The following is a 7,393-nucleotide window of genomic DNA, read 5'->3' as shown; positions in this document are numbered from 1 at the left end:
CTCATCAGGCACTACTTGATTCTTTTCTTTCATAATCTTCTTCATTTTGCAAATCTATAAAATAAAAAATACGCGACTCAAACTTGAATCCCGTATTTTCCATTTACACAAAATATTTTATAGTGCCCATGAAAAGATGAAGGCCGCCTCAGACATCATTGCCTGAGACGGCCTCCTTTGTTCTTGACTCCCGGTGCAGGTGCCCGCCGTCAAAACTCCAGTATGAAACTCTGCATGGTGCCCAGGTCAATCTGCAGCAACCGTCCGTCCAGCACCTCTCCGTAGCCGCAGATTATCTTGATGACTTCGTTGGCTTCGGCACAGCCTACCAGTCCCGGAGTGACTCCCAGTACTCCTTTCGGAGGAGCCGGCATATCGTACATCCCGGCTTCATCCGGAAACAGGTCGCGGTAGTTCTTTCCTTTCTTGTAATTGAAAACCGATACCTGTCCGTCGAAAGCACGGATGGCTCCGTAAACATATACTTTATTCAGCCGCAGGCAAGTATCATTGATCAGATACCGCGTCTGGAAGTTGTCACATCCGTCCACCACAATGTCATATTCCGAAAGGATGTCAGCCGCATTTTCGGAAGTCAGCCGTACCGGATACGCCTGCACACAGATATCCCGGTTCAACGCCTCAAGGCGCTGCTTGGCCTGAATCGCCTTGGGCAATCCTACCTCTGCTTCCGTGTAAAGTACTTGCCGTTGGAGATTGCTCTCACTCACCACATCCTCATCAATCACTCCAAGGGTTCCTACCCCCGCTCCGGCCAGATACAGGGCAATGGGCGAACCCAGTCCGCCTACACCCACGATCAATACCTTTGCGTTTCTCAGCTTTTCCTGACCGGCTTCACCGATCTCCGGCAGCATCATCTGTCTGCTATATCTCTCCATAAAACTGTTTAAAATCGTTTTTCTGATTGATTCAACTCTTTTCCGCTTTTCCGGTACTTACTCTCCGTTTCCGCTCATCCGACCTTCTCCGTATGGCAACAGTCGAACGAAGCGTCCCAGTCCTTCCATACCGGTTCGCGACCCAAGGCCTTCAGGGCTTTTTCTACTTCTACGGCCGTACGGTCATCGCTGATATGGAACTGTTCCAGTGCCTGAGGATAGGTATAGTATCCTCCCGGTTCTGTCTTGCTCTCCGCACTCATAGTGGTGACGCCCAGTGTAGCCATGTTGTCACGGATGTGTGCCGGTTCGCGGGTAGAGTAAGAAATGTCCACATCATGGTCGAAAATACGCATGGCAAAAGTCACCTGTGCCAGTTCTTTGTCGCTCATGATGACATTCGGCTGGAAACCTTCGTTTTCTGCCGGGCGCATGCGCGGGAAGTTCACACTGTATTTTGTCTTCCAGTATTTCTTCTGCAGGTAACGCAAGTGGTAGGCCATCATCGTAACGTCCGTACGCCAGTCTTCCAGACCGATCAGTACGCCCATGCCGATGGAGTGAACACCCGCCTGTCCCATACGGTCAAATCCGTTGACACGCCATTCGAACTTCGACTTCATGCCCCGGGGATGATACACATTGTACCGTGCCTTGTTGTATGTCTCCTGGAAACAGATGACCCCGTTCAGGCCGTGCTGTACCAGTTCGGCATATTCTTCCGCCTTCAGGGGCATTACCTCAATCTTCAGGTTGGAGAAATACGGCTTTGCCAGGTCGAGTGCCTTAGCGATATACGGAACTCCCGCCTTTGCCGGATTCTCACCGGTGACAATCAGCAGGTTCTCGAACGGGCCCAGCTTCTTGATGGCCTTGTATTCATTTTCGATTTCTTCCGGTGTCAGAATGGTACGGGCCATCGGGTTGCTGATGTGGAAGCCACAATATACACACGAGTTGGTACACGAATTGGTAATGTACAGCGGGATAAACATCGACATGGTTTTCCCGAAACGCTCTTCCGTATATTTGCGGCTCAACCGTGCCATCGGTTCCAGAAATTTCTCTGCGGCCGGTGAGATGAGTGCCATGAAATCCTCCACGTCACAACGGCTCTTGCTCAGGGCACGGAGCACATCGGCTTCGGTCTTGGCATAAATCTTTCGGGTGGTTTCCTCCCAACTGATTTTCTCAAGTTCTTCACTAAACATTTCGTTTGTCCAATTTAATAGATTATTTAATTTCCTTCAAGTCGCGGCTCAGTTTCATTGCACAGAAATTAGGTCCGCACATCGTACAATATTCCCCGTCGGTATGACGTCCCTCGTTGAAATACTCCAGTGCCCGGTCCGGATCGAGCGACAGGTGGAACTGGTCGCGCCAGCGGAACTCATAACGGGCCTTGCTCAGTGCGTTGTCACGGATCTGTGCACCCGGATGTCCCTTGGCCAGGTCGGCAGCGTGTGCGGCAATCTTATACGTGATGACCCCTGTGCGTACGTCTTCGCGGTTGGGCAGACCCAGGTGTTCTTTCGGAGTCACGTAACACAACATCGCAGTTCCCAGCCATCCGATCTGTGCGGCTCCGATAGCCGAAGTAATGTGGTCGTATCCCGGAGCAATGTCGGTTACCAGCGGGCCCAGCGTATAGAACGGTGCGTTGTGACAGTGCTTGATCTGACGCTCCATATTCTCCTGAATCTTATGCAAGGGCACGTGTCCCGGTCCTTCGATGAAAGCCTGCACGTTCTTGTCCCATGCACGCAGTACGAGTTCTCCCAGGGTATCCAGTTCCGCAAACTGCGCTTCGTCGTTCGCATCTGCGATACAGCCCGGACGGAGACCGTCTCCCAGGGATACCGCTACGTCATACTGGGCCAGGATATCGCAGATTTCATCAAAATGCTCGTACAGGAACGACTCGCGGTTGTGTACCATGCACCATTTGCTCATGATACTTCCTCCCCGTGATACGATACCGCACAGACGCTTGTCGGCCAGGTGTACGTTGTGAAGGCGGATACCTGCGTGGATGGTGAAATAATCCACTCCCTGCTCGCACTGTTCAATCAGGGTGTCTTTGTAAATCTCCCAACTGAGGTCTTCTACTTTTCCGTTGACCTTTTCCAGGGCCTGATAAATAGGCACCGTACCCACCGGTACCGGACAGTTGCGCACAATCCATTCACGCGTTTCGTGGATGTTGTCGCCCGTAGACAGGTCCATCAGCGTATCGCCTCCCCACTTGCAGCTCCATACGGCCTTGTCCACCTCTTCGTCAATGCTGGAAGTGGTAGCTGAATTACCGATGTTGGTATTGATTTTCACCAGGAAATTACGTCCGATGATCATCGGTTCTGATTCCGGGTGATTGATGTTGGCCGGCAGTACGGCACGTCCGGCAGCAATCTCGTCGCGCACAAACTCCGGAGTGATATACGTCTCGATGCCGAGTTCCTTGCAGTTCATGTTCTCGCGGATGGCTACATATTCCATTTCCGGTGTCACGATGCCCTGCTTGGCATAATACATCTGCGTACAGCATTTTCCTGCCTTGGCACGGTAGGGCAGTGCGATGTGCTCAAAGCGCAGGTGATCGAGCGAGTGGTCGTCGCGGCGCATCTTTCCGTATTCCGAGGTGATGGAAGGCAACTGTTCCACATCGCCACGTTCCAGGATCCAGTTTTCACGCATGCGCGGCAATCCCTTCTTGAGGTCGATGGTCACCGAAGGGTCACTGAACGGACCGCTGGTGTCATATACATAAACAGGCTCGTTCGGGGTTATTGTTTTCTGACCGTCCACTACGGTAACTGTCGGAGTAAGGTTGACCTTCTGCATACCTACTTTGATGAACGGGAAGAGGGTTCCCTGCATATAAGCCTTCTCGGCGTGTGCATACGCCTTTTTATCTTGGTTCTTGTCCATAAATTCGTAATGTGAATGGGTTAATTAAATTTTTTATTCATTCAAGAAAGCAGTCAGCGGAGAAGAAGCCGAAGCCGTCATGTCCACACTCTGCATTCCCAGACCTGCCTCGTAGGCACGGCGTCCGGCGACTACCGCTTCGCTGAAGGCACGGGCCATTTCCACCGGGTTTCCGGCTACGGCAATCGCGGTATTGACCAGACAGGCAGCAGCTCCCATTTCCATGGCTTCCGCAGCGTGGCTGGGGGCTCCGATTCCCGCGTCAACGACTACCGGTACATTGCTTTGTTCGATGATGATGCGCAGGAAGTCGCGTGTCTGCAATCCCTTGTTGGTACCGATGGGGGCAGCCAATGGCATGACTGTAGCCGCACCAGCCTCTTCCAGCCGCTTGCAAAGCGTCGGGTCGGCCTGGCAGTAAGGCAACACAACGAATCCCAGTTTTACCAACTCTTCAGTAGCCTTCAGGGTTTCGGTAGAATCCGGCAGCAGGTATCGCGGATCCGGGTGGATCTCCAGTTTCAGCCAGTTGGTTCCGAAAGCCTCACGTGCCATTTGGGCCGCAAATACCGCTTCCTCAGCTGTACGTACCCCCGAGGTGTTCGGCAACAATTGGATATGCGGATGCTGTATGTGGTGCAGCATGTCGTCGTTCTTGTCTTCCAGTTCGATACGCTTCATGGCTACCGTAACCATTTCCGTACCCGAAGCCAGGATGGCTTCTTCCATTACGGCATTTGAATTAAATTTTCCGGTTCCCAGAAACAGGCGGGAGTTGAATTCCCGTCCGGCAATGACTAATTTTTCCATATTCGGTGATAATGAATTTGATAATACAATACTGATTCAATAAAATCCGGCTTCACTCGTGACGTCCCTGCAGGTGATGAGTCTGCCAGTGGAATCTTCACTATGTCAGGTTGAGTTTCCACCATACGATGTTCCAACGCAGTATCAGCCGCATGAAGCCTTCGATGGGGATGCATGCGGATACACAGCCCCCTGGTGGTTCCGCCTTATCCGAGGCTCAGTATCCGGCGGACTTCCTCCACCGGATTTTCCGCGCGCAGGATACTTCCGCTCAGTGCGATACCGCTTACTCCCGTCTGCAGGATGTCCGGAATGTCCTCATAGGTAATTCCGCCGATGGCTACTACCGGAAGGGTAATGCCTGCTGCCTTCATCTGCTGCAGGATCTGACGATATCCCTCCAGACCCAGAATCGGACTGAGGTTTTTCTTGGTCGTCGTAAAGCGGAAGGGACCGCAACCGATGTAGTTTGCCCCTGCCTGCCAGTGGCGTTTCACATCCTCGAACGTATTGGCTGTACCCCCGATGATGAACGCATCTCCCAGTATCCGTCGTGCCTCCTCGATGGGCATGTCGTTCTTTCCCAGATGCACTCCGTCGGCCTGTACCTTTTTTGCCAGTGCCACATGGTCATCGATGATGAAAGTCGCTCCGTACTTCCGGCACAGGTCGCGTACACGTATGGCTTCTGCCTCTACTTCAGCTTCCGGTGCCTCTTTCATGCGCAACTGAATCCAGCGGCAGCCTCCTTCGAGTGCCAGATGCGCAGCGTCGAAATAAGAATATTTTTCAGTGAAATGAGTAATGAATTGCAGTTCCATGCCTTATCCTCCACAAGCCGCTTTAATGATTACCAGTGAATCTCCTTCCTGCAGCGGCTGCTGCTCCCACTGCGTGCGGGGCACAATGCGGTTCTGCAGTGCGATGGCTACTCCTTTTTCCGGCAACGCCAGTTCCCTGACCAAGTCGGCCACGGTGCTGCCGTTCAGTTCCGTCTCCTTGTTGTTTACCAATACTTTCATAACGTACGATTATTTGTTGGGCTTGTTCCATACAGGTGCAGGGCACAAGCGCATTATACAATGAATTTGTCCTGTTGAAAGTAATCCAAAGAGTTTTCCGGCAGAGCGGGAGGGAAAATAACATATGATGCAAAATAACAATCCCTTCGTCGGTACTAACCGCATCAGGTTCATAGGGTATGATCTCAGCCCGTCGGGTAGGGCACCCCTTTGTTTTACTTTTACCGGAAGCAAAGGTAAGAAAAAAAATGTTTCCGCGGCATTATTTGAAAGAGTTTCTGCGGAATGACAGTAAAAAAAGCGCATCGTGTAATTTTCATGGAAGTTTTAGCAGCTATCCTGATTTTGCTGTCTTTCTTTGAAATTAGCCGCTGTTGAATTTCTCTCTTAAAAATTATTTCATACATTAGTACTTACATTTTCTCTTTAAAAGGTACATATTGTGTGATGCGTGACGATAGATATCTTTTTTCCAGTCGTCGGGCTGCTTGTTTCTTTCATCGGGAGAAGCGGATAGTCCCGGCTTTTTCAGGGATGAAAAGAGAGGAAAGCATGAGGAGGTACAGAGAGTCCGGTTCCGAGGGATCGGGGCTGCCGGAAAGAATGGAACTTCTTCACGCTATTGAAATGGAATGATCTTAAATTTGTTGACTTATGAAAAACTTTCGAATTTATTTGCTTATTTTGTTGTCTTTATTTACTGTGGTATCGCATGCGGTATCCGCCGGTCGTCCGAAAGCCAAAAGGGTGGTATTGATTGCCCTCGACGGGATTTCTGTCAATGGCTTTAAAACGGCCAGGACTCCGTGTCTGGATGAGTTGCTGTCTCAGGGGGCATTGTCGCTGGAAACACGGGTCGTCATGCCTTCGGTGACTTTACCCAACTGGACCAGTCACCTGACCGGGAGCGGTCCGGAACAGCACGGAGTGGCCGATAATGACTGGCAGATCAATAAAAGGCAGTTGCCTCCGGTAGCTGTCGATGCCGATGGATCTTATCCTTCCGTATTTCAGGTGCTGAAAGAAGCCTTGCCTGGATGCCGTACTGCGTTTTACTACAACTGGGCCAATCTGATTTATCCGTACAACCAGAAATACTTCGATGAAGCCGGCTTCTTGGAGAACGATGGGTATGTACCTAATTATCAGAAGGCTTATGATTTTATTGTCCGTCATCAGGAAGAGCCGGTACTGGTGTTCCTGTATTCGGTACATACCGACCACGCCGGTCACAACCATAAGTGGATGTCTCCCGAGTATATCCGTTCGATAGAAGAAGCCGACCGGCAAATCGGGGATTTCATCGGGCGGTTGAAAAAGGCCGGTCTGTACGAAGACACTCATTTCCTGTTCCTGTCCGACCACGGAGGCATTGAATACGGACACGGAGGCCTGTCGGAAGATGAAATGATTGTACCCTGGGGTATTACCGGTCCGGGTATCAAATCCGGCATGAAATTGGAAGAACCGAACAACACGGTCAACACTGCCGCTACCGTACTTTATCTCTTTCAGGTTGCCGCTCCTTCTTCCTGGACGGGAGAAGTTCCTTACTCTGTTTTTTGAATGATTGTCATATGGAATTTTGTTAAATTTATTGAGTGTGATGTGTGGGCTGTTTCCTGTCGTTGATGATGCCGGAGACGCCTGCACCTTCGTACTGGATTTGAAATAAACAGAATTATCGCATCCGGCCGTACTTTGTCTGAGGCAGGTACGGCCGGATGCCTG

At 51.0% G+C, this 7,393-nt stretch carries 7 protein-coding genes and 1 riboswitch; of the genes, 1 reads left to right on the top strand and 6 read right to left on the bottom strand.

The features are described 5' to 3' along the window. Window positions 1–209: 209 nt before the first annotated feature. The 6 genes from H3001_RS10780 to thiS all read right to left on the bottom strand — a co-directional run bounded on the left by H3001_RS10780 (window position 210) and on the right by thiS (window position 5,662). A complete protein-coding gene (locus H3001_RS10780) occupies window positions 210–902 on the bottom strand; it encodes a HesA/MoeB/ThiF family protein (RefSeq protein ID WP_181214921.1) in 693 nt (230 codons plus the stop codon). A gap of 74 nt (window positions 903–976) precedes the next feature. Beyond that, entirely contained in the window at window positions 977–2,113 is a 1,137-nt protein-coding gene (gene thiH, locus H3001_RS10775; protein WP_181214920.1) for a 2-iminoacetate synthase ThiH, read from the bottom strand. Between the two features lie 22 nt (window positions 2,114–2,135). Beyond that, a complete protein-coding gene (gene thiC, locus H3001_RS10770) occupies window positions 2,136–3,830 on the bottom strand; it encodes a phosphomethylpyrimidine synthase ThiC (protein WP_181214919.1) in 1,695 nt (564 codons plus the stop codon). Between the two features lie 33 nt (window positions 3,831–3,863). Then, the gene (locus tag H3001_RS10765; RefSeq protein ID WP_178244573.1) at window positions 3,864–4,640 is read right to left on the bottom strand and encodes a thiazole synthase; all 777 of its coding nucleotides are present in this window, start codon (window positions 4,638–4,640) and stop codon (window positions 3,864–3,866) included. Window positions 4,641–4,846: 206 nt separating this feature from the next. After that, a complete protein-coding gene (locus H3001_RS10760) occupies window positions 4,847–5,461 on the bottom strand; it encodes a thiamine phosphate synthase (protein WP_181214918.1) in 615 nt (204 codons plus the stop codon). Window positions 5,462–5,464: 3 nt separating this feature from the next. Beyond that, window positions 5,465–5,662, bottom strand: a complete 198-nt coding sequence (thiS, locus tag H3001_RS10755; protein ID WP_178244575.1) for a sulfur carrier protein ThiS — start codon at window positions 5,660–5,662, stop codon at window positions 5,465–5,467. A gap of 124 nt (window positions 5,663–5,786) precedes the next feature. Beyond that, a riboswitch (TPP riboswitch) is annotated at window positions 5,787–5,882 on the bottom strand. A 434-nt stretch (window positions 5,883–6,316) separates the two neighbouring features. On the opposite strand from thiS, the gene H3001_RS10750 reads away from it, so the two are divergent. After that, entirely contained in the window at window positions 6,317–7,228 is a 912-nt protein-coding gene (locus H3001_RS10750; protein WP_181214917.1) for an alkaline phosphatase family protein, read from the top strand. Window positions 7,229–7,393 lie beyond the last annotated feature (165 nt).

It is taken from the genome of Phocaeicola faecicola, from assembly GCF_013618865.1.
Taxonomy (GTDB): domain Bacteria; phylum Bacteroidota; class Bacteroidia; order Bacteroidales; family Bacteroidaceae; genus Phocaeicola; species Phocaeicola faecicola.
The sequence above is the reverse complement of the archived record's forward strand: the minus strand, read 5'-3'. Positions and strand labels throughout refer to the sequence as shown.

Bases quoted from the DNA above. Each gene is read 5' to 3' on its own strand.
- thiC (WP_181214919.1), bottom strand. From the start codon at position 3,830: ATGGACAAGAACCAAGATAAAAAGGCGTATGCACACGCCGAGAAGGCT.
- thiH (WP_181214920.1), bottom strand. From the start codon at position 2,113: ATGTTTAGTGAAGAACTTGAGAAAATCAGTTGGGAGGAAACCACCCGA.
- H3001_RS10780 (WP_181214921.1), bottom strand. From the start codon at position 902: ATGGAGAGATATAGCAGACAGATGATGCTGCCGGAGATCGGTGAAGCC.
- H3001_RS10750 (WP_181214917.1), top strand. From the start codon at position 6,317: ATGAAAAACTTTCGAATTTATTTGCTTATTTTGTTGTCTTTATTTACT.
- thiS (WP_178244575.1), bottom strand. From the start codon at position 5,662: ATGAAAGTATTGGTAAACAACAAGGAGACGGAACTGAACGGCAGCACC.
- H3001_RS10760 (WP_181214918.1), bottom strand. From the start codon at position 5,461: ATGGAACTGCAATTCATTACTCATTTCACTGAAAAATATTCTTATTTC.
- H3001_RS10765 (WP_178244573.1), bottom strand. From the start codon at position 4,640: ATGGAAAAATTAGTCATTGCCGGACGGGAATTCAACTCCCGCCTGTTT.